Genomic DNA, 25,380 nt, shown 5'->3' with positions numbered 1-25,380 from the left:
CACCAGACCAGAAGGCTAGGAGCCCAAAAATGAGCAACAACAATGTAGTCGCCCTGGACCTCCCGATCCCCGAGATCAGCGACCTCCCGGAGGACACCCAGAAGTACTTCCAGATCTGCCAGGAAAAACTCGGCATGATCCCGAACGTGCTGACGGCCTACAGCCAGAACCTCAAACAGCTCGAGGGCTTCACCAAGCTCTACAACGAGTTGATGCTGGGCGAAGGCGAACTCTCGAAGCTTGAGCGGGAAATGGTGGCTGTGGTGGTGTCTTCCGAGAACAAATGCTTCTACTGCCTGGTTGCTCACGGTGCCGCTGTAAGAGTGCTCAGCGGCGACCCGACCCTCGGCGAGCACATGGTCATGAATTACCGCACCGCCAGCCTGGAACCCCGCCAGCGAGCCATGCTGGACTTTGCGTCACAACTGACCCGATCCCCGGCCACCGTCACCGAAAGCGACATCCAGACACTACGCGATGCCGGCCTGAGCGACCGGGCCATCTGGGACCTGAGTAACCTGATCGGCTTTTACAACATGTCCAACCGCGTGGCGATAGCCAGCGATATGAAACCCAACCCCGAGTATCACAGCCAGAGTCGCTAGCAAGTACTCACACTTGCTTGCCCTCGAATACAAAAACAATGGAGGCAGAGACATGAGCAAGACTCTCCCAAGCTACACCAGCGGAACCGCCGAAGTGCCCCTGTTGGGCATGACCATTGGCGAAATGCTGGACCGTACTGCAGAGAAATACCCTGATACCGAAGCCCTGGTGTGTCTGCACCAGGATATCCGCTGGACCTATCGGGAATTTGTAGAAAAGGTCAATGAAGCGGCGCGTGCTTTCATGGCCATTGGCGTAAAACGCGGTGACCGCGTGGGCATCTGGGCTCCCAACCGTTACGAGTGGACCGTGACCCAGTTTGCCACGGCAAAAGTCGGTGCCATTCTGGTCAACATCAACCCGGCGTACGGCGTTCACGAGCTGAAATACGCCATGAACCTGGCTGGCATCAGCGTGCTGGTGACCGCGGATAGCTTCAAGGCGTCCAACTACCGGGAAATGATCTATGAACTCGCGCCAGAGCTGAAGCGCAGCGCCCCAGGCAAACTCAAGGCCGAGAACGTCGCGGACCTGCGTGCCGTGATCAATGTCCACGAAGACAGCCACGACGGCATGTGGACCTGGCAAGAGTTTGTTGGCTTTGCCAGCGAAGTATCCCCGGATGAACTCACCAAGCGCCAGGACACCCTCCAGTTCGACGACCCGATCAACATCCAGTTCACCTCCGGAACCACGGGTAATCCGAAAGGTGCCACCCTTACCCACCACAACATTCTGAACAACGGCTATTTTGTGGCGGAAAGCCAGCGCTACACCGAGAAGGATCGCCTGGTCATCCCGGTTCCGCTCTACCACTGTTTCGGCATGGTGATGGGCAACCTGGGCTGTATTACCCATGGCTCCACCATGATCTACGCCGATGAAGGCTTCGAACCGAAATCCGTGCTTAAGGCCGTGCATCAGGAAAAGGCCACTGCGTTGTATGGCGTACCCACCATGTTCATTGCCGAGCTGGCCGATCCGGAATTCGACAGCTATGACCTGTCTACTCTTCGCACCGGCATCATGGCAGGTTCCATTTGCCCTGCAGAAGTCATGAAGCAGGTGAACGGCAAAATGCACATGAAAGAAGTGCAGATCGCCTATGGCATGACCGAAACCAGCCCGGTATCGACCCAGACCAGCTCCCTCGACCCGTTCGAAAAGCAGGTCACCACCGTTGGCCGGACACAGCCGCACCTTGAGACCAAGATTGTGGACCCGGGCACCGGCAACGTCGTACCACGGGGCGAGATCGGAGAACTTTGCACCCGTGGCTACAGCGTAATGCTGAAGTACTGGAACAACGAGGAAAAGACCCGGGAAGCCATCGACGACGCCGGCTGGATGCACACCGGAGACCTGGCCACCATGGACGACGAGGGATATATCCAGATCGTTGGTCGTATCAAGGACATGGTGATCCGGGGTGGTGAGAACATCTACCCGAAAGAAATCGAGGAATTCCTGTACACCCACCCCTCCATTGAGGAAGTACAGGTAACCGGTATCCCGGATGAAAAATACGGTGAAGAACTGATTGCCTGGGTGAAACTACGCCCCGATGCCGAGCAGGTGACCAGCGACGACCTTCAGGCATTCTGCAAAGGCAAGATCGCCCACTTCAAGATTCCCCGCAACTACAAATTTGTGGATGCCTTCCCGATGACCGTCACCGGGAAAATCCAGAAATTCAAAATGCGTGAGATCTCGATTGAGGAGATGGGGTTGAAGTAATCCCTCAAGCCGGAAATGCCTGGCCGACCGACCCTGATGTCAGGGTCGGTCCCCTTCGCTGCAAATAATTGAACAAAATCTGCAACCGATTCGCTGACTGCTCCGTATCTCCAGTACACCCATCACAAACACACATAACCGATGGGCAATAACCAGGATATCAGGAGATAGTCATGACGAAGAAACTCACCAACTCTTTTCTTACCGCGGCACTGGTCTCTGGTGCATTCCTCGCAGGCACCGCAACCGCTGGCCATCATGAGGAAATGGATGGCGCACAGGTCTGGGCGGACGACCAGAGTGTAGCGAGTGGCACCGTTACCGCGAAGAAAGTGAACGCCGAAATGAACGGCTGGCTCGTCGTACACCGTACCGACGAGAACATGAAACCCGGCCCGGTGGTTGGCCATGCGCCTTTGAAGAAAGGCAAGAATATGAACGTGGCGGCGATCCTGACTGAAGAAGTCAAGTCTGGCGATATGCTCATGCTGATGGTCCACGGCGAAGGCGGTGGCATGAAAACCGGCACCTTCGAATACACTCTCGGCGCCAAGGAAGACGGCCCGGTGAAGAAAGACGGCAAGCTGATCATGCAGGTTGTGACTGCCAAGTAATTGCCACCGGCATTGAGACGGGCACCGCGCCCGTCTCCCCTCCAACCACCAAACACGCTACCATGCTTGCTCAGTCCATCACTGAGACAAGCCCATGCACCTTCCCTTCTGGCTTACCACAATCGCACTGTTTCCGGTGCTCCTGTATCAGGGAAAACGAACCCGGAGAATCACCCCACGGTTGCCGGAAGCCCAAGGCGACAATTGGGGGCAATATGGTGAGGGCGAGGCCGGGCTCAGCCTACTGGTGATCGGGGAATCCACCGCTGCAGGTGTGGGTATTGAGAGGCATCATCAATAGCACTGAGAACGACGCTTACCGAACGATACCCCGCTCCGATTCAGTTGCTCAGTGTGCCCCCGATGCACCGTTTTACAGCCCTGCCCGCCCCCCTGAGGCAGGTCATGGGATGGCGAGCCCGACAACTGGATGGCATTTATCAGCAATTGGCGAAAAAGAAGCCGGATGCCTTCAGGTATCTGGATTACCCAACTGTTGTTGACCCCGCACTGCTGGCCGCTGACGGCTATCACCCCAGTGCAAGCGGTTACCAGACCATCGCCTCAGCGCTGGCCAGCAAGCTCCACATTGATTGACGGTTTCCGACGGAACAGCAGAAGCAACGGAATCACCGCCAGGGTCATCCACGCCATGAACCGGAAATCGTTAAGGTAAGAGATCGCTGCAGCCTGACGCGTCAGCTCCTGATTCAACATCGCCAGGGTCTGGTCGGGACCGAGTCCCAGCCCCTTGCTCTCCATCAACCGCTGGAGCGGTTCACGGAACGGAGTAAGCTGCTCCCCCAGTACTGCATGATTCACCTGGGTGTTGTGCGCGGCCAAGGCAACCATTGAGGAAATACCGATGCTGCTGCCAATGTTACGCATCAGGCTGAACATGGCGGTTCCCTCAGTGCGGTAGCGCTGATTCAGTGTGGAGAAGGTAATCGTGCTGAGTGGCACAAAGACGAAGCCCAAACCCAGCCCCTGCACGATGCCGGTAAACACCAGCGCCGAAGGCCGTATATCAAGATTAAAGAAGGCCATCTCAAACAGGGAATAGGCGGTCAGCGTCAGGCCGGTGCCTACCAGCAAGCGAACGTCTATCCGGTTTACCAGACGTCCCACGAGAAGCATAGCGACCATACTTCCCATTCCCCTCGGGGCCAGCAACTCACCCGTTGTGATCACGGGGTATCCCATGAGGTTCTGCAAATACGGAGGAAGCAGCGCAAGGGTCGCCAGAAGAATAACGCCGACGATAAAGATAAACACCAACCCGATGACCAGATTCCGGTCTTTGAATAGCCCAGGCTCCAGGAAAGGCTCCTTCGCCGTCATCATGTGAACCACGAACATATAGAAGCAGACGACCGCAACCAGCGTTTCCAGAATGATCTCGGTAGAGGAAAACCAGTCCAGGCTCTGCCCGCGATCCAGCATAAGCTGCAAGGAACCGATGGCCAGGGACAGAAGGGCAAAACCAAACAGATCAAACCGCCGGTTCGTTTTCTCCGTTTCCGGGACAAACATGAGGATGCCTGCCAAGGCCAGGATACCTACCGGCAGGTTAATGAAAAATACCCAGCGCCAGTTGTAATACTCGGTCAGATAGCCCCCCAGAGTAGGGCCGAGAATCGGGCCGACCATCACACCGACACCCCAGATGGCCATAGCCGAACCGTGCTTCTCTTTGGGGTAGGTGTCGAGAAGAACCGACTGGGACAATGGAACCAACCCGGCACCAAAGATACCCTGGAGCAGGCGAAACAACACAATCTGGTCCAGAGAGACTGCAACGCCGCAGAGCAGCGACGTTAAGGTAAAACCGGTAACCGAGATGATGAAAAGGCGCTTGCGGCCAATCCGGGCGGACAGGAAGCCAGTCATAGGAGTCATGATTGCCGCCGCCACAATATAGGACGTCAGTACCCAGGCAATCTGTTCCGATGTCGCCGACATGCTGCCCTGCATGTTGGGCAGCGCCACATTGGCAATCGTGGTGTCCACCGCCTGCATGATCGTAGCAAGCATGATCGAGACAGTGATTAATCCCCGATTCAGGCCCTTTTCGCCACGGGTTTGCTGAGGGCTCACCCCTGAGGCCCTGCCTGCTCCGCTGCATGAGCGGTACCAACCACGCCCTGCATCCAGGAGGTCAATGGCGACAGGAATTCAGGGCCACGGTGATGCCAACCGGTATCGATGTCCACCGTCACACTCATGCCGGATCGCAGTGATCGTTCCCCGGGCAGCTCATCGAGCTCAATACGGACCGGTATCCGCTGCACCACTTTCACCCAGTTACCCGTCGCATTCTGGGCTGGTAACACGGCAAACTCTGACCCCGTTGCCCCGGCGATACTGGCAACCCGGCCCTCCAGCTCCAGATCGGGGTAGGCATCTACGGTGATGACAACGGGCTGCCCCGGCTCGACATGAGTCAACTGGGTTTCCTTCAGATTGGCCTCAACCCATATCCGGCCACTGGAAACCAGGCTCATTGCCGGGTGACCGGGACCTGCATACTGCCCGACCACCGGGGTTTGGGAAGCAATTCCGTCAAAGCGGGCCCTGACCTCAGTATCAGCCAGGTCCTGACGAGCCGCAGACAACGCGGCCAGCGCCTTGCGATACCTGGGGTGCTCTTCTGTGGCAATGTCTGGCTGACCTGCCAGCCCCGCCTTAAGGCGATCCAGACCCTTGCGAACCTGCTCCACGTTCTGCTCGGCCAACTGTTCTTTATGCCGGTAGCTGTCCAGTATTGAATCCGACACCGCATGGCTGCGGGATAGCTCTACCTGACGGCGATATTCCCGTTGTGCAAACGCCAGATTGCTCTGCGCCGTTTGCAGCTGCTGAACTTTCTCTCCGTACTCAGCTTTGAGGGTGTCGATCTGGGTGCGGACGTTGGCCAGCTCTGACTCTGCCTGATCAATAGCAATCTGATAACGGGCAGGATCGATGGTAAACAGGACATCGCCTGATGCGACCCGACGATTTTCATGAACGGCAACCGAGGTGATGGCTCCGGAGACTTCCGGTACGACAGACACCATATCCGCTCGAACATAGGCATTCTCGGAGTCCACATACCGACCGCCCAGCACGTAGGCAAGGCCCGAGAAAACCACGATGGCTAGAGGCACCAGCACCAGTAATACAAACCGTAGGTTCACACGCCCAAAGGCCTGCGGCCCGGTTACAAGGTGTCTGGCAATACCGTTCTGTTGATTCATGTCCGCTTCCCGAAAGCTGGCTCTATCGAATGTCGTCACCTTTTTCTAAGGTCATACATTATAAGCATGCTTATTTTCAGGTAAAACCAAAATTTCGAATCAACCGTGAATGCTCTACCCCTCTGAAGCGATCAGCTCAGGCGCCGTTGAACAACCAGTGTCGCGCCCATTAGCGTAACCAGCGCCGTCACAGCCATCGGCCAGAGGTGGGACAGGACAACACTCTCCGGGATCGCCTTCAGAAAACTGCCCTGCACAATCACCAGAAAATGGGTCAGCGGTATTGCCTGTGATACCCATTGCAGGATCAGAGGCATGTTCTCAACCGGCGTTGCGAAACCAGACATCAACACCATCGGGACGCCAATGGCAAAAGCCCCCAGTATGGCCTGCTGCTGGGTTTTGGAGACCGCGGAGATCATCAAACCGATACCTACAACGGACACCATGAACAGTCCGAGCGCGCCTGCCAGCCACAACAGCGAGCCGGTAAAGGGCACACGAAACAGCAGCAGGGCTGCACTGATCATGATCGAGCCCATCACAAACCCGACCAACACGGCAGGGAGACACTTGGCGAGAATGATCTCCGCCGGTGTGGTGGGTGATACCAGCAACTGATCAAAGGTGCCAAGTTCCCGCTCGCGAGCAATGGATAATGCCGTCACCACCAGCGCAATAAACATGGAGAGAATGCCCGACAGACTCGGCACCACGTACCACTGGTAGGTCAGATTAGGGTTGAAAGCATGACGCAACACAATCGGTTCCTCGGCATCGGCCTGGGCCATCGCAATCGCCTGCAAATAACTCAGCGCAACCTGAGCCGTGTTGGCCTGCTGGCCATCGAGAATCACCTGTACGGGTGCCGCTTCCCCTGCCAGCCGCAAGCGCGAAAACTCCTCTGGGATATGCAGCGCCAACAACGCTTCACCACGCTCAATCACGTCGTCCTGATGCTGCTGATCGAATACCGGAATGACTCTGCCAACAAAACCGGCATGGGTGACCGCACTGACAAACGTCTCTGCCGGTTGCCCGGAATCCTCGTTGAAGACCGCAATCGTCGCATTCCGAACCTCCAGCGTGGCGGCGAATGAAAAGATCATCAGCTGCAGCAAGGGAGGAAGCACCAGAATCGCCCTGGCTCTGGGATCGCGCAACAGGCTCAGCAGCTCTTTCAGGATCTGGGCTAACAGCCGGGAGGCATTCATATCATCACTCCAGGCTCTTGCGCGTTTTCACGCGGGCGATCACAAACATCACGGTTCCAAGCCCGAGCATGGCGAACATATCCTGCAACAGTAATGACCAGACGTCGCCAACCAGAAAAACGCTGTGCAGGCTTTCGATGAAATAACGAGCGGGAACGATGTGCGTTAGCCATCGGATCGGCGCCGGCATTGCATCAATTTCGAACAGGAATCCAGAGAGCAGAAAGGCAGGCAGGAAACCGGAAAATAGCGCCGCCTGGGCAGCAATAAACTGGTTTCGAGCCAACGCAGAGATGACAAGGCCCTGCCCCAGGGCCGGCACCAGAAAACAAGACGACACCAACAGCAATGCGGCCCAGCTCCCCCTGAGGGGAACATCGAAAATATGAATGGCCAGCAGGGTACTGCCCATCGTCGCCACAAGCCCCAACCCGAAGTAGGGTAAAAGCTTACCTAGCAGTATTTCGGGAATACGGGCAGGCGTCGAAAGCAGCGCTTCCATGGTTCCCCTCTCCCACTCCCGAGCCACAACCAGTGCCGTCAACAGCGTACCAATCATCGTCATGATGATGGCGATGGCGCCCGGAACCAGAAATTTCCGGGTCTCGACCTCGGGATTGAACCAGAATCGGGCATCAAGCCTGATTGGCGCCTGCAACCCATGATCCGAAAGCCAATTCACCAGAACGCCACGGGTGTACCCGGCTACAAAATTGGCGGTATTGGGTTGCGTACCATCCGTAATCACCTGAATCAGCGGATCGCCCCGGAAGAGCCGCCGGTCAAAATCGGCTGGAATGAGCACATACCCTTTGAGCTCACCGCTGACGAGCAACGGCGTCACCTCCTTTCTGTGACGAACAGGAACAACCCTGAAGTAGGGAGTACCGCTGAAATCCGCTGCCAGCGACTGGGCCCGGGCGCTGTCCGACTGAAGCACAACACCCAGATGGACCTGCCGAATATCCAAAGACACGGCGTAAGCAAACAAAAACAGCAGCAATACCGGCAGAACAAAAGCGATCAGTATCGCCGAGGGATCCCGGACGATTTGCAGGCTCTCCTTGCTGACAAGCGCAAGTAAACGCCGACTATTCATCGGGCTCTGCCTCAATCAGATGAATAAAGGCCTGTTCCATACTGGCCCCTTGCCCCGCGCGGGCCTTGAGGCGGTCAGGGGAATCCAGCGCAATGATGCGCCCTCGGTGCATCAGGGCGACCCGATCACAGTATTCCGCTTCATCCATAAAATGGGTGGTTACCAGAACCGTGACACCCTTGGCCACCAGGCCGTTTATGTGGGTCCAGAATTCCCGCCGGGTAATGGGGTCCACCCCCGATGTCGGCTCATCCAGAAACAGTATGGGTGGCCTGTGCATCAGGGCACAGGCCAGCGCAAGGCGTTGCTTGAACCCAAGCGAAAGCTGGTCCGGGGCGCTGTCCAGTAGAGAATCCAGCTGGAGCCCATCCACCATCTGCCGGATTCGCTCTTTTTTCTCACGCCCCCGAAGCCCATACACGCCCGCGTAAAAAGCAAGGTTCTGGCGCACCGAGAGCAGGCCATACAAGGAGAACTTCTGAGCCATGTAACCCAGACGCAGCTTTGCATCCGTTGCAAAGCGGCTGAGATCCTTACCGGCCACAATTGCCTCTCCACTGCTGGGTTTCAGCAAACCGCAGAGCATTTTAAAGGTGGTTGATTTACCGGCACCGTTGGGACCCAGCAACCCCAGGATCTCTCCGGACCGGACACGGAAGATGACACTGTCTGCGGCTACGAAATCCCCGAATCGACGCGTGAGGTTCTGACAACTCACAACATCCCCCATTGAGGCAACCTCCGGCATCTGATCCGCCAGTGGCGATTGCCCACCGGGACCGCCGCCCAGCAAGTCAATGAACGCGTCTTCAAAACGGGGGGAAACTGGAATCACAGCATTCACCGACTCGATATCCGGTGCCGGACACCCTGCGTCCATCACGACCCGGATTCGATCCCCCTCAATGGTTCCATCCCGCACCCCTGGTGCCGTTAGAACCTGAGCCAATAGCGCACGCTTGTCGCTGCTGCCACAAAGACTGAAACAGCGGCCTTCAAGTCGCGAAGTCAACTCCTTGGGGCGCCCTGCAAATCGCAACTGGCCCTCATTGAGAAGCAGTACATCCTCGCACTGCTCGGCCTCTTCGAGATAGGCCGTCGCCCAGATAACCGCCATACCCTCGCCCGTAAGCGCTTGCACCATGCGCCATAGATCCTGCCGACTAACCGGATCAACCCCGACCCCGGGTTCATCCAGCAGAAGAACATCGGGGGTGGTAACCAGTGAGCACGCGAGGCCTAGCTTCTGCTTCATACCGCCAGAGAGGCGCCCCGCGAGGCGATCTGTGAATGGCCCCAGCCGGGTAAATTCCAGCAACCGGTCCAGAGTATGCCGATAATCTGCCCGGGCAAGGCCACGCAACTCGGCGTATAGCCGGAGGTTTTCAAGCACGGTCAGGTCTTCATACAGACCGAATCGCTGGGGCATATAACCCACGGACTCCGCCAGCGCGGAACCCTGAGTAACCGGGTCCAGGCCAGCAACACGGAGACTGCCCTCATCCGGCCCGAGCAACCCCGCCATCATTCGGATGAGTGTTGTCTTGCCAGCGCCATCAGGCCCAACCAGGCCGGTCAGACGGCCAGCAGCGATCTGGCCGGAGATGTCCTGCAGAGCCAGGGTTTTACCAAACGTTTTGCTCAGGTTCTCAAGGACAATCGCGGTCATGGCTGAGCCAGCCGAATCGTGACGGGCATACCCTGGAGGAGATGCTCATCCGCGTCGTCGACCACAATTCGCAGCCGGTACACCAACTCGGTTCTCAATGCTTCGGTCTGAACCGTCTTGGGCGTGAATTCCGCTCGCGGAGATACAAAGCCGACCTGCCCATGGTATTGCCGGGTGCTGCTGTCAGTGGACACCACCACTGCTGTACCCGGTGCAACACCACCGAGGTCTGCTTCGCTTACGTAAGCCCTCACGTAGACCGGGTCCCGAAGCGCGAGACTCAACACCGGGCTGCCGGCCTGTACAATGGCTCCCGGCTCAACGATCCGCGTCAGCACCAACGCATCGGACGGTGCTGTCAGCCGTGCGTCAGACATTGCGGTTTCCGCCTGGGCGGCCCGAGCCTGTGCTGCTTCCAGCAGCGCCCTGGCCGCATCGATATCTTCAACGCGAGGCCCTTCTTCCAGCAGGGAAAGCGTGGCCCGCACCTCCGCGAGTCTGGCCCTCGCCTCGTCAAGGGCATAGCGGGCACTATCAAGGGTTTGCTGACTGGTCGCGCCGGATTGAGCCAACTCCCTCAACCGCCTGAACTCCAGTTGCCTGCTGGAAAAAACCGCCTGAGCCTGACGCTCAGCTTCACGCACCTGTTCAATTTCCTGAGGGCGGCTGCCCGCTTCCAGCTTGGCGAGACTCGCCTTCGCTCTGGCAACCTCGGCCCGAGCTGCATTCAGAGCATTTCGTAGTGGTACCGGGTCAAGCACGGAAAGCAATGCGCCGTTGGCGACAGCGTCCCCTTCATCCACCATGATGTCGGTAACCCGGCCACCCTGCCTGAAGCCGATCGACAGTTCCCGGACATCCACATTGCCATACAGAATCAGAGGACCATGCTCCGGAGCCTTCGCCCGATACCAGGCATAAACACCGCCGGCAATCAGGGTGAGAACCGCCACTGCAATAACTGCCTTCCTCATTCTCCAGCTCCTGTGCGACCACTCTGTCACGAACTATACTTTCAAGCATAAAAGAAATTCCCGGATCAGAGGAATGAGCCAGATCAGGGTTCGACGTCATTACAGAGCTTTCAAGCCGAGTAAGCCACGGTAGCAAGCATTCTTCGGGTTGCCTCGGCCGCAGAGCGAACGACGGAGGAACCGGCAATGACAGAGTCAGACCTTCAAAACGAGATTGCAGGGGCCCGGGCCTACGAGAACCTGCACGTACCTGCGCTTTTCAAACAGTGGTGTAATCCAGTCCTCGATGCAGCCGACATAAATCCGGGAGACAACGTTCTGGACGTCGGCTGCGGCACGGGCATTCTCGCCCGGGAGGCTGTTTCCCGAACTGGCAGCCATGGCCGTGTCACCGGTCTAGACCCGGGACCTGGCATGTTGGCCGTTGCCAGGGAGCTGGCTCCGAACATTGGCTGGGAACAAGGGGTTGCCGAATCACTCCCCTACGCAGACGATTCCTTTGATGCGGTTGTAAGCCAGTTTGGACTGATGTTTTTTCAGGACAAAGCCGGGGCGATCAGGGAAATGCACCGGGTGCTGAAACCGGGGGGACGCCTCGCGGTTGCCGTCTGGGACAGTCTCGAACATATGACAGCCTTTCCGGAATCGGTAGCCATTCTCAGGGAACACGCCGGGGACGCCGCAGCAGCGGCTCTCAGCGCACCGTTTGTTCTTGGCGACAAGAGTGAACTGGTAACCTTGTTCCATTCCGCGGGAGTCGCCTCACCAGAGATCACCACGCTGGTTGGTCAGGGCCGGTTTCCGAGCCTGCAGGCGATGATGGAGGCGGATCTCAGGGGCTGGTTGCCTGTGATGGGTATTCATCTGAGTGAAGAACAAATCCAGACGATCCTCGGGATCGCTGAGATCAGATTGGCCGACTACGTGACAGCAGACGGTGAAATGGTGTTCGAAGCCCCTGCCCACATTGTCAGCAGCACCAAGTAAAGGGCGCATTATGAAGAAAGCCGGGAGTACCTGAGCATGGCGGCGGAAGCACAGCCGCCGCCATGCCTGCCTCAGATCTGCTTGTAAACGACGTCTGAAAGCTGGCTGCGGTTGCCGTCAATATCGAGGGTCCGGATGGCAAAGTACCAGGAGCCTGTATCAAGGTTATCGACCAGAAGCTGATCCACTGAGGCATCTCCAATAGCCAGGGTCTGATCCAGGTTATCAGAGCTGTTTCCGTATACCACCTCGTAGCCGGCAATTTCGCCCATGGTCAGGCTATCACCGTTCTCTCGGGTCAGAGGAGCCGTCCAGCTCAGCATGGCGGCGTTTGCTGGAATGGTGCTCACTGTTCCGGTATCAGTAGAGGTATCAGTGGTGCCGCCAGTCGAAGTATCGGTCGTTGAGCCGGTGCCCGAATCCGCAACAGTGTCGCCAGTGCTGGTATCGGTGCTTCCACCTGTGCTGGTATCCGCAGTTGAGTCTGTGCTGGATGAATCCGTGCTGCCAGTTGTGTCCGTGCTGTCCGCTACGCTGGTATCGGAATTGCCATAGACATCAGCAATGGTCTTGAATCGATTCACGTAGCGATACTCAACGACAACCAGTTTCTGGCTGACCACACTGGACTCGACAGTGGCCTGGAGCTCAGACGATTGCAGAGCGGCTGCGCTGACCAGATCCGACAGCGCCACGTTGGTGCCATCCCCCATGATGGAAAGCTGGCCAGTGGCGGATACCTGGGCCACAACATCATCCATAACCTGGGAGATGCTGCTCCATTGGGTGTTGTCATTAACCAGTGCCAGGAAGGCGGCATTGGCGATAGCCACCTGCACCGCATCGGCAGAGACATTGCTCGTGGCATCAAGCTGCGTCAGGTCAGGTACTGGCAGCTGGAGTGCACCGGCATTCAGCCCAAACCAGCTCTCAATCTCCGCATAGGCGTTAGCGAGGGATTCTGGAGACAATCCGTTGGCGCTGCGCTCAGCGAGAGAAACGGCCAGATGGGTCAACGGTGTGAGGTTGACCGTTTCAGTACTGGGGTCACCCGCACCTGAGAGCACAAAGTTGCTATCAAGTACCAGTGGTTGGCCGAACGCTACCGGATCGGAATCGGCTTGCTCACACTGCGGCAGCACATCACAGATCATGCGGGTTTTGCCATCAGCCGTGATTTCAACCAGGGCCCAGTCATTGGACTTACCACGCAGCTTCAGTTCATAGCTGCCATCCTCGGCGGTACGTGTTGGCTTGGTCGAGTTATTTTGCGGTGAATAATAGCCACTGGTATCTGCGACCAACCGGCTGGCAGTCACAATCCCTTGCTGAATGACCCCTTTCATCGCGGCGCCGGCAACGGCCACCTCGACGGTTTCACCAGACGGGTCGTTGACCTGGGATTGAGAAACCGCATTGGCGCTCTCGCCACCATCCTGACCACCGCAGCCCGAGAGCAGAGCTACCGTAAACCCGATCAGCAGTCCTTGCTTCGTTAATTTTTTGCCGCAATAAGTCATCGGTTGCCACCAATTATTTGACGAATTTTGACAAATCCTACAGCGGCGGCTTTTGGTTCGACGTGGACTGGTTCCACATTTTTCTGTGGCAAAACGTCAGGAATTTGGCAGTTACGGAGGGATACACGATGAGACCAGGCGTTACGTTGCCAAAGGCGACAATTCCTCAATCAAGCCTTTGTTTTTACATCAATAAACAGCAACGGCTGCCAGAAAAAAATATCCACGGAAGGGTCTGGTCGTTTGTGGCGATTACAATTTTAAACACTGCAAAAAAAGAAAAACCACCCCGAAGGGTGGTCTCTTTCAACGTCGAATACAGCTGATCAGCCCAGATTCTTCTTAACGAATTTCTGGAGTTCACCCACAATCCCGCTTCGGAAGGCCAATACAGTCAGCACAAATATGCCTCCGAGAATCGGATCAACCCAATCCCGCAAAGGCCCTTGGGAAAGCTGGTATTCCACGTTTACCACAAAGGTGGCCCCCACGACGGGCCCCAGCAGTGTCCCCATCCCGCCTACGAGCGTCATGAGAATCACCTCGCCAGACATGTGCCAATGGGCGTCGTTCAGAGACGCCAGCTGGAACACAACAGATTTCATGGAACCTGCCAGGCCAGCCAGCGCAGCCGAGATCACAAACGCCAACACCTTGTAGCGATCCACGTTGTAACCCAGCGATACCGCCCTCGCCTCATTCTGTTTAATGGATTTCAGCACCTGACCGTACGGGCTACTGACAACCCGCTGAACCAGGAGATAGCACCCGATAAATACGGCGAGAACGAAGTAATACATGTTCATGTTGTCATCAAGACTGATTAAACCGAACAGCTCCCCCCTTGGAATGCCATGCATCCCGTCTTCTCCGCCAGTAAACGGTGACTGGACAAAGAAGAAGAACACCAGTTGCGCGAGTGCCAGCGTAACCATAGCGAAGTATATCCCCTGGCGCCGAATCGACAGCAGTGCAAAGCCGAGGCCCAGTACGGTTGACGCCAGGGTTCCAGCCAAAATGCCCATCTCGGTTGTCAGCCCGGAATAATTACTCAGGAGGTAACCGGTGGTATAGCCGCCAGTTGCCAGGAAGGCTGCGTGGCCGAACGACAGTAGTCCGGTGAAGCCAAACAGCAGGTTGAATGCCACCGCGAACAGCGAGAAGCACAGGATCTTCATCAAAAAGACCGGGTACATCATGAACGGCGCTGCCAGGAGAAAGACCAGAAGAACGCCATTGAGAATCATCTTTCGGCGGTCCTGCGCAGCCTGTTGCTCGACAATGGCCTTATGGATATCGGCGGAGTTGACTGGCTGATTCATGATTACGCCTCCTTACCGAACAGGCCACTGGGCCGGAACATCAACACCAGCACCATTACCAGGAAAATGACGGCAGACGATGCCGGCGGGTAGAAGGTCTTGGTCAGCCCCTCGATCACGCCCATCAGAATACCGGTAATAATGGCGCCGCCAATGGAGCCCATACCGCCGATAACCACAACCGCGAACACCACAATCAGGATACTCGACCCCATGACAGGGGTGACCGAGTATATCGGGGCGGCCAGTACACCTGCGAAGGCGGCCAGAGCAACACCAAACCCATAGGTCAGGCTGATCAGCAATGGGACGTTGATACCAAAGCCCTGCATCAGCTGGGAGTCCTCTGTACCTGCCCGCAGGTAAGAGCCCAGCTTGGTTTTCTCGATCACGAACCAGGTACCGAAGCACACCACCAGGGCTGCAACAATGACCCAGGCACGATAGTAGGGCAAAAACATAAAGCCGAGATTGACGCCGCCCTTGAACATGTCCGGCATGGTGTAACGCAGACCCGATACACCAAAAATGTTCACCAGAACGCCCTGAATAATCAGCGCTGCGCCGAAGGTAAGCAGCAGGCTGTAGATATGATCCTGCCCCGCAATGCGGCGCAGCAGAAAATACTCGATCAGAACACCAAATGCCCCGACCACCAGCGGTGCCAGAAACAGCGCCACCCAGTAGTTGACGCCCAACGCATCAAACATCAGGACGGTGACCATGGCACCAAGCATGTACATGGCACCGTGAGCGAAGTTGATGATCTTCAGAAGGCCGAAGATTACCGCAAGCCCCAGGCTCAGCAGGGCATAGAAGGCGCCGTTGATGATCCCGATGAGCAGCTGGCCGGACAGCACAGCAAGGGGGACGCCAAAAATCATGGACATGTTGCTAACTCCAGAAGCAGCGCAGACAGTTTGGTTGGATAGGTCATGCCAGAGGCCCTGCCGGGCACTTTCCAGATCAACTGAAAAGTGCCAAGGCCAGGCCTACCCGTTTACTTGACCAGTTTGCACTTGCTCTCAGAAAGCGGACGGTAAGACTCTTCTGCCGGAATAGTCCGCAGAATTTTGTACAGGTCCCACTCGTTCTTGGACTCTTCCGGAGTCTTCACTTCCGCCAGGTACATGTCATGCACCATCCGGCCGTCAACACGAATCTTGCCGTTCTTGGCAAACATGTCATTGATCGGCGTATCCATCATTTGCTGGCGCACGGTCTGAGCATCATCAGAGCCGGTCGCAGCGACAGCGTTCAGATATTGCATGGTGCTGGAGTAAATACCGGCGTGGACCATGGTTGGCCGAACCCCGGTTTCCTCCATGAAGCGATCGGACCACTCACGTGTCTCATCGTTCATATCCCAGTACCAGCCGGTGGTCAGCTGAATGCCCTGAGCGGTTTCAGCACCCAATGCATGCACATCGGTCAGGAACAGCAACAGCGCAGCCAGAGTCTGACCAGACTGGGTCACACCGAACTCACTCGCTGTTGTAATGGCGTTGGTGGTGTCTGCACCGGCGTTGGCCAGACCAACAACGTCAGCACCGGAAGCTTGCGCTTGCAGGATGAAGGATGAAAAATCCTGAGTCGGGAACGGATGACGAACAGCGCCAATCACCTCACCACCATTAGCCTCGACAACACGGGTCACATCACCTTCCAGTGCGTGGCCGAAGGCGTAGTCAGCGGTCAGCATGTACCAGGTCTTACCACCCTCTTTGACCACGGCACTGGCGGTACCGTTGGCCAGCGGGTAGGTGTCATAGACGTAGTGGATGTGGTTTGGAGTACAGTGCTCGTTGGTGATGCTGGAGGCAGCAGAGCCGGAAATGATGCCTAACCGGTCATGCTCCTCAAGAATCTTGCTCACAGCAATGGAGACGGAGGAAGCCACCATGCCGGCCACCAGATCCACCTTGTCGTTTTCCACCCAGCGGCGGACGGTGCTTGAGGAGGTATCAGGGCTGTTACGGTCATCCGCACTGACGACTTCGATCTTCGCGCCGTTTACTTTGCCACCAAAATCCTTGATAGCCATATTCAGCGCCGCCAGACCATTGGGACCGGCCAAGTCACGGTATGTACCGGACATATCGGCCAGATAACCAATCTTGACGGTGTTGTCAGAAATTTCCGCTTGGGCTCCGCCCACCATCAGGGCTGATGCAACGGCTGAGGTCAGAAGCTTTTTCATCATTGTCATTGTTGTATCTCCGCTACTGTCTTGCGTTGGTTCGGTTTGTTGTTGCTTTTGTTGCTTTCGTCGCTTTCGTCCTATCCGGGATCAGACCCCCAAATAGCTATCCAGCACCGACTGTTTTGCAGTCAATTCGTCGGCACCGATTTCTTCCACAATCTGGCCATGCTCAACCACGTAATGCCGGTCAGCCAATGGCGCTGCGAAGTGGAAATTCTGCTCCACCAGGACAATGGTCAGGCCTTTCTCTTTAAGAGCGACCAGAACTTCCCCCAGTTTCTCTACGATGACCGGCGCCAGGCCCTCGGTAATCTCATCCAGCAACAGCATATTCGCGCCGGTACGCAGGATCCGCGCCATAGCGAGCATTTGCTGTTCGCCGCCCGAGAGCTTGGTACCCTGGCTAAATCGGCGCTCATAAAGGTTGGGGAACATGGTGTAGATCTCTTCCAGGCTCATCCCACCACTACGAACGACCGGCGGTAGCGTGAGATTTTCCTGAACGCTGAGTGAGGAAAAAATGCCCCGATGCTCGGGGCAATAACCGACACCCAACCTGGCAATATGGTGAGGGGCACAGGACATGGTCTCTTCACCATTGATCATGATCGAGCCGGTGCGGCGACCTACCATGTTCATAATGGCCTTGAGCGTGGTACTCCTGCCGGCACCGTTGCGGCCGAGCAGAGTCACCAGTTCCCCCCGGTTCACGACCAGATCGATGCCGTGAAGAATGTGTGATTCGCCATAAAACGCATGCAGGCCACTCACACGTAGCTGTTCATACTCTCTGTCAGGGTTCGCGCTCATTGGGCCGCCTCCGCATTCTCATGACTTTCTGAGGCCCCGCGCTCTCCACTGCCATCGCTGCCCATATAGACTTCACGAACCTGCGGATCTGCAGAGACGGTGGCATAGTCGCCTTCGGTCAGAACGGCCCCCTGAGCCAGCACAGTGATTCGATCACAGAGCTTGCTAACAACGCTGAGGTTATGTTCAACCATAAGAACGGTGCGCCCTTTAGCAGCTGTCCGCACCAGCTCTACAACCCGATCGACATCCTCTGAGCCCATACCCTGGGTAGGTTCATCGAGCAGCAGAATTTCCGGCTCCATGGCCAGGGTTGTCGCGAGTTCCAGTGCTCGCTTTCGCCCATAGGCGAGCTCAACGGTGGTGGTGTTGGCGAATTCAGCCAAGCCAACCGAATCCAACAGTTCCATGCAACGGGCATTTAGCTTGTGTAGGGAGTTGCCGGACTTCCAGAAACTGAAGGACGTGCCCTCAAACGTCTGGAGTGCCACGCGAATATTCTCGAGTGCCGTCATATGGGGGAAGACGGCTGAGATCTGAAATGAGCGGACAATGCCCTTGCGAGCAATGGCAGCTGACTTCAGAGGGGTAATGTCGTCGCCCTTGTAGAGGATCTGCCCCCGGGTTGGTATCAAAAATTTGGTGAGCAGGTTGAATACGGTGGTTTTTCCCGCCCCATTCGGTCCGATCAGGGCATGGATATGGCCTTTCTGAATCTTGAGATTCACGTCGTTAACCGCGACAAAGCCCTTGAACTCTTTTACAAGGTTGCGGGTCTCCAGAACGTACGGTTCAGTCATGAGCCGGTCTACCTTTTGTTATTGTTGTAAATATCAAGTAACTACAGAGTAGATTGACGTCAACGTAAACGTCAATGCGAAATCGCAATTTTTTCGCCTTCCCGACTTAGCAAAAAGTCGTAGATCAACTCGATTACCTGATCCATTTTTTCCAGATGTGGCGAATGGCCTGTTTCAGGCATAAATACCGGGATCGCTTTAGCCCCGATACCGTCAACAATACGTGTTACCTGATCCGGCACACCGTATTCATCCTCTTCCCCCTGGATGATCAAGGAGGGGCAATCAATGGCGGATAATGAGCCGCTGAAATCGAGGGAATGCTGGAAACCTTCATCCAGCCAGACGGTTTGCCAGGCATAAAAAATGTCATCGGTCCGCTCACCGTGATGGCGATGGAGACGATCCCGGATATCGGAGTCCTTGTATCGAACGGCCATGTCCCGGATGCCTTCCTCGGTTAGATGATCGGCATAGACATGAGCCGCCATGGTGATCATCGCCTTGACGCGTGCCCCCATCGCACCCGCAGCGATCAGGGCAATGGAGCCACCGTCGCTGTGCCCAACCAGGATGACCTCATCCAGGCCAAGCTCATCCAGCAAGCGAGGCAACCAGACGGAGCCCGCCTTGATCTGGAAATCGTAGGGACGCGGAAGTGGCTCGTCCGATGACCGGCCATAACCCAGTCGGTTGTATATCAGGGCATCGAATCCAGTGGCGGCGGCCAGCTTTTCGGGAAATTTTCGCCACAGCCCGATACTGCCGAGGGATTCATGCAGGAACACCAACGTGGGCCCTTCAAGGGTTGGGTGCTGTATGCGCCTGACCTCCAGATGAACATCTTCGGCCACGGGCACCAACATGTCTCGAATCTTCATAGCGTTATTGTTGTAATCCTCAAGTATCGGACAATCTAGGTTACAGAGCTGGTGATAGTCAAGACTTTTTATAACACTACTACCTTATTACTATAGTATTTATACTATACAGAATTCACCTGCGATGGGCCGGAGGAATCGAATAGGTCATGGTTGAATGCGCAACGGGCTCCTCAACTCCTTCGGAGTACACAAAGACTTCACCCACCCCCATGGTCCGCCCCACCTTCAGCATCGTCGCCCTGGCCCAGATAGGCTTGTGCGCGACGGGCTTTCGGAGGAAATTGATGTTCAGGTTCGTGGTCACGGCCAGGGGAACAAGCCCGATCTTGCTGAGCAGCGCGGCATAGACGGTGACATCCGCCAACCCCATCATTGCCGGCCCGGACACTGTTCCGCCCGGGCGCAGGTGCTCCTCATCCACCTCAAGCCTCATCTCTGCCCAACCATCCCCGAGCTTCTGCAGGGAGCCATAGGCGTCTCCCTGCGGAAACTGCTCGGCGAGAAAGGCCCGGAGCTCTTCAAAGCTGATGATCATGCTTCAACTTCGTCCTTGGCACGATTACGCAGCACGAAACGCTGGATCTTTCCACTGGGCGTTTTGGGAAGCTCATCGACAAACTCGATCTCCCGAGGGAAAGCGTGCGTTGAGAGACGGCGGCGCACCAATTCCTGCAACTCATCCCGGAGGGAATCGTCATCAGATGTCGCCTGATCGCTCTTGATGACCACGTATGCCTTGATAATGGAACCGCGCTTCTCGTCCGGCTTGGCGACAACGCCTGACTCGGCAACCGCCGCATGCTCCAGCAGCGTGCTTTCCACGTCTGCCGGCCCAACCCGATAGCCAGCGGTGGTGATGATGTCATCGTCACGGCCGCTAAAGGAGTAACTGCCGTCGCCGTGGCAGATGACCATATCGCCCGTCAGGTAGTACCCGTTTACGAACGGATCTTTCTCACCCCAGGTGTAACCATCGAAATGGAACAGCGGTGAGGATTTGACATCGACAGCCAGTTGTCCGATTTCGCCCTCTCCGACTTCTTCATTCTGCTCACTGAGGGCAACGACTCTGTGCCCGGGCGAGGAGTACCCCATGGAACCCTCACGGAGCGGGTGGCTCAGCCCGTGGAAGTTACAACAGGTCATACCGGTCTCGGTCTGGCCGTAGTGATCTTTCACCGGACAGAAATGACGATTCTTGATCCAGTTCACCACTTCCGGATTCAGAGGCTCACCAGCACTGCTGGCAACCCTCAGGCCAAGGTTCTCGCCCTCGGGCAACACATGATCATTGGCCTTCAACAGACGGTACGCCGTCGGCGCCGCCGCCAGGTTGGTGATCTTGTATTTGCGGATCATGTCGTAGGTGGACTCCGGCGTGAATGCACCCGGATTGAAATGGGTGGCGTGCCCCATGAGCAATGGCCCCACGACGGCATAGTAAAGCCCGTAAGCCCAGCCCGGGTCCGCTACGTTCCAATAACGATCGTCCTCGCGGAGATCGATGGCGTATTTCATGTACACGTAAAACGCCATCAGCGCACGGGCAGGCACAGCCACACCCTTGGCTTTACCAACCGTACCGGAGGTAAACATCTGCAGGAACGGATCAGAGCCTTTGATCTGAACCGGCTCGAACTCCGCAGACTGCTCGTCCAGTGTGGCGTAAAAATCCGCAACATCAGCTCCGGCCTCGCTGGCACTCACGCACATCGCCGGCGGGCAACCTTTGACATCATTGAGCTTCGGAAAGTTCTGAGGATCGGTCACCACAAGCCGTGTTCCCGCGCGCTCCAGGCGATACTCAATGGCCCCGGAACCAAAAGCTGTAAACAGCGGCTGATACACCGCGCCGGCCCGCAGAGCACCGGCAATTACAATCAGCAGCTCCGGAGTCCGGGGCAACAGACCCGCTACCCGGTCCCCTTTTCCGATCCCCTGGGATTTCAGATAGTTGGCAAAACGGGCTGATGCATCGCGGAGCTCAGCAAAGGTGAGCTTGCCCTCACCACCACCGTCTTTCTCGTAGTAAAGCGCAACTTTTTGTGGGTCGCTTGCCCACTTGTCGCAGATTTCGTGACAGACATTCAGGCCGCTATCCAGGCGACCATCCAGAATCTCCGCCTCCAGGGCGGCAGGATCAAAATTGTTGTAGACGTCAGCGTATTCCGGGAGGCTCATGTTCAACTCCTGTTGTTGTTATCTTCGAAATCACGAGATCAAGATTTAGCACAGGGTACACTTTACGTAAAGGTAAACTTGGAAAGACAATAGTCGAAGACTTCGACGAATCAACATGCAATCACAACGGGAATATTCAGGCACGCCGCGCCAGGCGTGCCTCAGGGAAGCAAAAAAAAAGAGAAAAAATTTATTCGGTGCGACGGCTCGAGAGCACATGGTGAAGTGCATCACACTCCACCATCGGGTCATCACAATTTACGACGATATCGGATCGGGCAATCACGTATCCCCGACCTGTGATGTGGTTTTTTACCACCTGATAGTCGCCTTCCTGCTGAACATCACTGAACTCGCCAATAAAACCGGTCTCTCTCAGTGACACGGTTTCCAGCCGGTCGCCCGGGGAAATACTTCCCTCGTAATTCATCAGCGCCAGTCGGGCAGATGTTCCCGTGCCCGTTGTACTGCGACAGATTACCCCCGGATGAACATAAGTGGCCGAACGTGAACGATAAAAACCCTCAGCAACTTCTTCGACCGGCCCCATAAAATGCAGGAACGGTAACGGCCCGACATCTCCAAGGGTGTAGTGAGAAAACCCACGCTCAGCCTGGATGGCCTCAACAATGGCATGCGCCGTTTGTGCGAGCCTGCGCTCCTCATCCAACGTCAGCTCAAACCCCAGTTGACGAGCATCCACCAAAGCATAAAACCCCCCACTATAGGCCACGCTGTAGGTGATCGTCCCGAGCCCTGGCACATCGATGCTCTCGCGGTAGGAATGGATATAGCTCGGCAGGCCCTCACAGGTGATGGCCTCGACCACACCGTCGCGAACCGTCGCCTCGATCTGCACCAGCCCTGCCGGTGACTCCAGCATAAAGCTCTGCTTGCCTTCCCGCTTTGGAACGATGCCGGCTTCGAGTACCGCGGTTGCCGTGCAGATGGTGTTGGACCCGGAGTAGATCGGATACCCCATGACCTCCATGATGATATACCCGGCCGCTGCTCTCGGATCTGTTGCCGGCACCAGAAGATCTACCGACATTTCAGGAATGCCATAGGGCTCCTCGAGCAAGAGCCGCCGAAGACCATCGGCATCATCCCGCAGGTACTCCATCTGGGCTCTGACGGTGTCACCGGGCAGCGGATCAATGCCTCCCGTCACAATGCGGCTGACGTCTCCTCCGGCGTGGGTGTCCATTAATTGAATGGTCAGTTCAGGCTTCATCAGGCACTCTCCAGCGACCAGGGTTTGCCGTGTTCATCCCACATTGAGTCGGGAACAATCACGATCTTGCCGAGATAATTACTGCCCCGGTTAACAAAGTATTCCTCTGCCCGGTGCAGATCCGAAAGCCGGAAGGCGCCATGAAGCACCGGTTTGAGTTGCCCTCCCCGAATCCACGCCATCAACTGTTCCGCCTCTTCGCGTGTACCGTGGGACACGCCAAAAATCTGCACCTGATAAAGATAGATACGAGTCCAGAGAATTTCGCTGATATTGCCCCCGCTGGCACCGGCAATACTGAGCCTCGGGTAATCGCTGCGGGTGTTCATATCGAAAATCATGGTGTCGATGAAAAGGTCAGTCATCTCACCACCGACCAGGTCCATGACCGCATCAATCGGCTTGCCGCCCGTTGCCTGCTTCACCCGCTCGACAAAGCTGGGCAGATCCGAGCGATCCAGTACCGCCTCTGCGCCCAAGCCGAGCAAGGCGTCGGCTTTGTCGGGCTTGCTCACCGCGTACGGAATGGCTCCGATGATCCGACAAAGCTGGATGAGCGCTGTACCGACACCACCACTGGCGCCCGTGACCAATACACGCTCTCCGGCCTTCAGGTTGGCCGAGGTCACCATATGGTAGGCGGTTTGATAGGAACACATGCCCATGGCCGCGAGTTCGGCATCGGACAGATCCGGGTTGGGGACGTGATGAAACTGGTCAGCTGGAAGCGCGACGTACTCTGCGAAACCACCATCGGCGCCATGGCCATAATAGTCTGGCGTGAGATTGATATCCCGACGGGCATCAGCGTAGATATTGAAATCCAGCAGGCCACGCTCACCCACCCGGCTTTCCGGAACGCCATCACCCACAGCCACAACCCGGCCAGCGATATCGGCACCCTGAATCCGGGGAAAAACCAGCGTGGGTTTGCCCCCCATCTGAAAAGACGTCATCTCACCCTTTTTCGTGGGGTAGAGCCCTTCCCTTGCCTTCCGGTCGGTGTTGTTCTTGGCTGTGGCCGTCACCTGAACCAACACCTGACCAGGCCCCGGAGACGGCGTAGTCACATCCTGATACTCAAGCTTTTCGATGCCGCCATGCCCGGTGAGGACCATGGCTTTCATGGTGGATGGAATCATCAGGTGGCGCCCCTCCATTGCTGCTGAATCTGGTGTATCAAATCAGCATAGGAGAGATCGCCGGGAGTGTCAGGCTGTTGCTGGAGGAACCTTACGAGAGTTTGGGCAAGAACGAAGTATCGACCCAATATCGCCTGGGGTTGGTGGGATTAATGTAAACAGGAATGCTATCGCCCGAAATGTGATCGGAGGGGTCAAACCAGATGTTATCACTGTGGAATACGTGAACATCGGACGTCACCGGGTTTTGCCACTGGCACACAATTCGGAACGGATTCCGGCCATTCATTTCCAACCCGGTGTTGCGCTCAACACCCTGGAACCGACCCTGCACCAGCTGACCTGTCTCGCGCAACCTGGCCGCGCCACGCCCCCGAATCGCGGGCACCAGAAACATGCCACCGCCAATCAGGAAAAACGCAGTACCTAGGCCGCCTACGATCAGCGCAACACCCCAGAGAGAAAAGAATCCATCGATCCGGGCAGACTCAGCTTCCCCCGGTGTAAATAGCACGTTCACTTTCTCACCCCGATCATAAGCCGGAGGGTTGGTACCACTTGAGGAACGAAACTCCACCAAACGGCCCTGATCGTCCTCGAAACGGACCACAGGATAGTAAGCGTTGGAATCACTCGAACGGGAGCGGATCAAGTCTGTGACAACACCAGATTTGGCGGAGGCTGTCTCCAGAAAATCCGTCGTGTTCTGGAAAGAAAAATAGGCACCAGCAAGCATACCGACACCAATCAGGGCGAAAATCACCCGGAGGGTATTAAAGACTTTCATATCAGGTCCTTTGAAAGATTTGCGTCCATGCCCGGCAACATCCCGCTGCCGGGGAATACGGATTATACCGGCATCTCCGGCGCTTTAAAGCATCGCCGCAAAAAGCGAGCTAAAAGCTTTCGCCCTCTTAATGCTTTTCAGGGCTTTCGGGTGATAGCATTCATGCCATACATGGAATGTGAAACCTTATTGCACGGAGTGTGCATGCGTTACGTACTGACCTTGGTCGCCTCCAGCCTGATCGTGGGCTGCACCTCTGTCACCAGTGAAAGCCTCAGCGAAGCCGAAGTAAACGCCATCGAGGATCGGATTCGGGCACACCACCCAGACCTGTCATATTCCCAACAACAAGCGGTCA

24 protein-coding genes and 1 pseudogene are annotated in these 25,380 nt (G+C 56.3%); 7 read left to right on the top strand and 18 right to left on the bottom strand.

Annotation, left to right across the window (positions count from 1 at the left end; translation table 11 throughout):
* Positions 1–29: 29 nt before the first annotated feature.
* From D777_RS01050 to D777_RS18085, 5 genes are all read left to right on the top strand, one after another.
* Positions 30–605, top strand: coding sequence for a peroxidase-related enzyme (locus D777_RS01050; RefSeq protein ID WP_036127884.1), 576 nt, complete (start codon positions 30–32; stop codon positions 603–605).
* A 52-nt stretch (positions 606–657) separates the two neighbouring features.
* Positions 658–2,343 carry an AMP-binding protein gene (locus D777_RS01045; RefSeq protein WP_081849433.1) on the top strand — a complete coding sequence of 562 codons (1,686 nt, stop codon included), beginning with the start codon at positions 658–660 and terminating at the stop codon, positions 2,341–2,343.
* A gap of 173 nt (positions 2,344–2,516) precedes the next feature.
* Positions 2,517–2,957, top strand: a complete 441-nt coding sequence (locus D777_RS01040; protein ID WP_036127880.1) for a DUF7282 domain-containing protein — start codon at positions 2,517–2,519, stop codon at positions 2,955–2,957.
* A 94-nt stretch (positions 2,958–3,051) separates the two neighbouring features.
* Positions 3,052–3,258 (top strand): hypothetical protein, encoded by a 207-nt coding sequence (locus D777_RS18090; RefSeq protein ID WP_051668907.1) that lies wholly within the window; start codon positions 3,052–3,054, stop codon positions 3,256–3,258.
* Between the two features lie 62 nt (positions 3,259–3,320).
* Entirely contained in the window at positions 3,321–3,554 is a 234-nt protein-coding gene (locus D777_RS18085; RefSeq protein WP_227501622.1) for an SGNH/GDSL hydrolase family protein, read from the top strand.
* On the opposite strand, the gene D777_RS01030 is transcribed toward D777_RS18085, so the two are convergent.
* The 6 genes from D777_RS01030 to hlyD form a co-directional block, all read right to left on the bottom strand.
* The gene (locus D777_RS01030; RefSeq protein ID WP_036127877.1) at positions 3,522–5,054 is read right to left on the bottom strand and encodes a DHA2 family efflux MFS transporter permease subunit; all 1,533 of its coding nucleotides are present in this window, start codon (positions 5,052–5,054) and stop codon (positions 3,522–3,524) included. The genes D777_RS18085 and D777_RS01030 overlap by 33 nt on opposite strands.
* Positions 5,051–6,196: an HlyD family secretion protein gene (locus D777_RS01025; protein WP_036127875.1), complete on the bottom strand. Its 1,146-nt coding sequence runs from the start codon at positions 6,194–6,196 to the stop codon at positions 5,051–5,053. Before D777_RS01025 ends, D777_RS01030 begins: the two co-directional genes overlap by 4 nt.
* 131 nt (positions 6,197–6,327) lie before the next feature.
* Entirely contained in the window at positions 6,328–7,410 is a 1,083-nt protein-coding gene (locus tag D777_RS01020; protein ID WP_036127872.1) for an ABC transporter permease, read from the bottom strand.
* 4 nt (positions 7,411–7,414) lie between these two features.
* A complete protein-coding gene (locus D777_RS01015; RefSeq protein WP_036127869.1) occupies positions 7,415–8,509 on the bottom strand; it encodes an ABC transporter permease in 1,095 nt (364 codons plus the stop codon).
* The gene (locus tag D777_RS01010) at positions 8,502–10,178 is read right to left on the bottom strand and encodes an ATP-binding cassette domain-containing protein (protein ID WP_036127867.1); all 1,677 of its coding nucleotides are present in this window, start codon (positions 10,176–10,178) and stop codon (positions 8,502–8,504) included. Before D777_RS01010 ends, D777_RS01015 begins: the two co-directional genes overlap by 8 nt.
* Positions 10,175–11,152: a secretion protein HlyD gene (gene hlyD / locus D777_RS01005; protein ID WP_036127864.1), complete on the bottom strand. Its 978-nt coding sequence runs from the start codon at positions 11,150–11,152 to the stop codon at positions 10,175–10,177. Before hlyD ends, D777_RS01010 begins: the two co-directional genes overlap by 4 nt.
* Positions 11,153–11,338: 186 nt before the next feature.
* On the opposite strand from hlyD, the gene D777_RS01000 reads away from it, so the two are divergent.
* Positions 11,339–12,139, top strand: a complete 801-nt coding sequence (locus tag D777_RS01000) for a class I SAM-dependent methyltransferase (protein ID WP_036127861.1) — start codon at positions 11,339–11,341, stop codon at positions 12,137–12,139.
* A 71-nt stretch (positions 12,140–12,210) separates the two neighbouring features.
* Here the strand turns inward: D777_RS01000 and D777_RS00995 are convergent, their stop codons facing one another.
* The 12 genes from D777_RS00995 to D777_RS00940 all read right to left on the bottom strand — a co-directional run bounded on the left by D777_RS00995 (position 12,211) and on the right by D777_RS00940 (position 25,022).
* On the bottom strand, positions 12,211–13,659 hold the full coding sequence (locus tag D777_RS00995; RefSeq protein ID WP_036127859.1) for a fibronectin type III domain-containing protein: 1,449 nt from the start codon (positions 13,657–13,659) through the stop codon (positions 12,211–12,213).
* Between the two features lie 326 nt (positions 13,660–13,985).
* Positions 13,986–14,981, bottom strand: coding sequence for a branched-chain amino acid ABC transporter permease (locus D777_RS00990; protein ID WP_036127856.1), 996 nt, complete (start codon positions 14,979–14,981; stop codon positions 13,986–13,988).
* 2 nt (positions 14,982–14,983) lie between these two features.
* Entirely contained in the window at positions 14,984–15,871 is an 888-nt protein-coding gene (locus D777_RS00985) for a branched-chain amino acid ABC transporter permease (protein WP_036127853.1), read from the bottom strand.
* A 110-nt stretch (positions 15,872–15,981) separates the two neighbouring features.
* Positions 15,982–17,190, bottom strand: coding sequence for an ABC transporter substrate-binding protein (locus D777_RS00980; RefSeq protein WP_036127851.1), 1,209 nt, complete (start codon positions 17,188–17,190; stop codon positions 15,982–15,984).
* 81 nt (positions 17,191–17,271) lie between these two features.
* Positions 17,272–17,994: an ABC transporter ATP-binding protein gene (locus D777_RS00975; RefSeq protein WP_036127848.1), complete on the bottom strand. Its 723-nt coding sequence runs from the start codon at positions 17,992–17,994 to the stop codon at positions 17,272–17,274.
* Positions 17,991–18,794, bottom strand: coding sequence for an ABC transporter ATP-binding protein (locus tag D777_RS00970; protein WP_036127845.1), 804 nt, complete (start codon positions 18,792–18,794; stop codon positions 17,991–17,993). The genes D777_RS00975 and D777_RS00970 overlap by 4 nt, the downstream gene beginning before the upstream one ends.
* 71 nt (positions 18,795–18,865) lie before the next feature.
* Positions 18,866–19,675: an alpha/beta fold hydrolase gene (locus D777_RS00965; protein WP_036127843.1), complete on the bottom strand. Its 810-nt coding sequence runs from the start codon at positions 19,673–19,675 to the stop codon at positions 18,866–18,868.
* A 115-nt stretch (positions 19,676–19,790) separates the two neighbouring features.
* Complete coding sequence (locus D777_RS00960) at positions 19,791–20,213, bottom strand: PaaI family thioesterase (RefSeq protein ID WP_036127841.1); 423 nt, start codon at positions 20,211–20,213, stop codon at positions 19,791–19,793.
* The gene (locus tag D777_RS00955; protein ID WP_036127838.1) at positions 20,210–21,859 is read right to left on the bottom strand and encodes an AMP-binding protein; all 1,650 of its coding nucleotides are present in this window, start codon (positions 21,857–21,859) and stop codon (positions 20,210–20,212) included. The genes D777_RS00960 and D777_RS00955 overlap by 4 nt, the downstream gene beginning before the upstream one ends.
* A 190-nt stretch (positions 21,860–22,049) precedes the next feature.
* Positions 22,050–23,093, bottom strand: coding sequence for a proline racemase family protein (locus tag D777_RS00950; RefSeq protein ID WP_036127835.1), 1,044 nt, complete (start codon positions 23,091–23,093; stop codon positions 22,050–22,052).
* Positions 23,093–24,235, bottom strand: coding sequence for a zinc-binding dehydrogenase (locus D777_RS00945; protein ID WP_036128228.1), 1,143 nt, complete (start codon positions 24,233–24,235; stop codon positions 23,093–23,095). The genes D777_RS00950 and D777_RS00945 overlap by 1 nt, the downstream gene beginning before the upstream one ends.
* 91 nt (positions 24,236–24,326) lie before the next feature.
* Complete coding sequence (locus tag D777_RS00940; RefSeq protein WP_036127830.1) at positions 24,327–25,022, bottom strand: DUF3592 domain-containing protein; 696 nt, start codon at positions 25,020–25,022, stop codon at positions 24,327–24,329.
* Between the two features lie 27 nt (positions 25,023–25,049).
* Between D777_RS00940 and D777_RS17990 the strand changes: the two are divergent.
* A pseudogene (locus D777_RS17990) lies at positions 25,050–25,380 on the top strand (hypothetical protein); the annotation flags it as partial.

The organism is Marinobacter nitratireducens (genome assembly GCF_000708045.1).
In the GTDB taxonomy this organism is placed as follows: domain Bacteria; phylum Pseudomonadota; class Gammaproteobacteria; order Pseudomonadales; family Oleiphilaceae; genus Marinobacter; species Marinobacter nitratireducens.
This window is presented reverse-complemented; position numbering and strand designations above follow the sequence as displayed.

Coding starts and splice junctions, on each gene's coding strand:
- D777_RS01015 (WP_036127869.1), bottom strand. CDS start 8,509: ATGAATAGTCGGCGTTTACTTGCGCTTGTCAGCAAGGAGAGCCTGCAA.
- D777_RS00945 (WP_036128228.1), bottom strand. CDS start 24,235: ATGATTCCATCCACCATGAAAGCCATGGTCCTCACCGGGCATGGCGGC.
- D777_RS00960 (WP_036127841.1), bottom strand. CDS start 20,213: ATGATCATCAGCTTTGAAGAGCTCCGGGCCTTTCTCGCCGAGCAGTTT.
- D777_RS00995 (WP_036127859.1), bottom strand. CDS start 13,659: ATGACTTATTGCGGCAAAAAATTAACGAAGCAAGGACTGCTGATCGGG.
- D777_RS01050 (WP_036127884.1), top strand. CDS start 30: ATGAGCAACAACAATGTAGTCGCCCTGGACCTCCCGATCCCCGAGATC.
- D777_RS01000 (WP_036127861.1), top strand. CDS start 11,339: ATGACAGAGTCAGACCTTCAAAACGAGATTGCAGGGGCCCGGGCCTAC.
- D777_RS00950 (WP_036127835.1), bottom strand. CDS start 23,093: ATGAAGCCTGAACTGACCATTCAATTAATGGACACCCACGCCGGAGGA.
- D777_RS01025 (WP_036127875.1), bottom strand. CDS start 6,196: ATGAATCAACAGAACGGTATTGCCAGACACCTTGTAACCGGGCCGCAG.
- D777_RS01045 (WP_081849433.1), top strand. CDS start 658: ATGAGCAAGACTCTCCCAAGCTACACCAGCGGAACCGCCGAAGTGCCC.
- D777_RS01010 (WP_036127867.1), bottom strand. CDS start 10,178: ATGACCGCGATTGTCCTTGAGAACCTGAGCAAAACGTTTGGTAAAACC.
- D777_RS18090 (WP_051668907.1), top strand. CDS start 3,052: ATGCACCTTCCCTTCTGGCTTACCACAATCGCACTGTTTCCGGTGCTC.
- D777_RS01040 (WP_036127880.1), top strand. CDS start 2,517: ATGACGAAGAAACTCACCAACTCTTTTCTTACCGCGGCACTGGTCTCT.
- D777_RS00975 (WP_036127848.1), bottom strand. CDS start 17,994: ATGAGCGCGAACCCTGACAGAGAGTATGAACAGCTACGTGTGAGTGGC.
- D777_RS00970 (WP_036127845.1), bottom strand. CDS start 18,794: ATGACTGAACCGTACGTTCTGGAGACCCGCAACCTTGTAAAAGAGTTC.
- D777_RS18085 (WP_227501622.1), top strand. CDS start 3,321: ATGCACCGTTTTACAGCCCTGCCCGCCCCCCTGAGGCAGGTCATGGGA.
- D777_RS00940 (WP_036127830.1), bottom strand. CDS start 25,022: ATGAAAGTCTTTAATACCCTCCGGGTGATTTTCGCCCTGATTGGTGTC.
- hlyD (WP_036127864.1), bottom strand. CDS start 11,152: ATGAGGAAGGCAGTTATTGCAGTGGCGGTTCTCACCCTGATTGCCGGC.
- D777_RS00985 (WP_036127853.1), bottom strand. CDS start 15,871: ATGTCCATGATTTTTGGCGTCCCCCTTGCTGTGCTGTCCGGCCAGCTG.
- D777_RS00965 (WP_036127843.1), bottom strand. CDS start 19,675: ATGAAGATTCGAGACATGTTGGTGCCCGTGGCCGAAGATGTTCATCTG.
- D777_RS00990 (WP_036127856.1), bottom strand. CDS start 14,981: ATGAATCAGCCAGTCAACTCCGCCGATATCCATAAGGCCATTGTCGAG.
- D777_RS00955 (WP_036127838.1), bottom strand. CDS start 21,859: ATGAGCCTCCCGGAATACGCTGACGTCTACAACAATTTTGATCCTGCC.
- D777_RS01020 (WP_036127872.1), bottom strand. CDS start 7,410: ATGAATGCCTCCCGGCTGTTAGCCCAGATCCTGAAAGAGCTGCTGAGC.
- D777_RS00980 (WP_036127851.1), bottom strand. CDS start 17,190: ATGACAATGATGAAAAAGCTTCTGACCTCAGCCGTTGCATCAGCCCTG.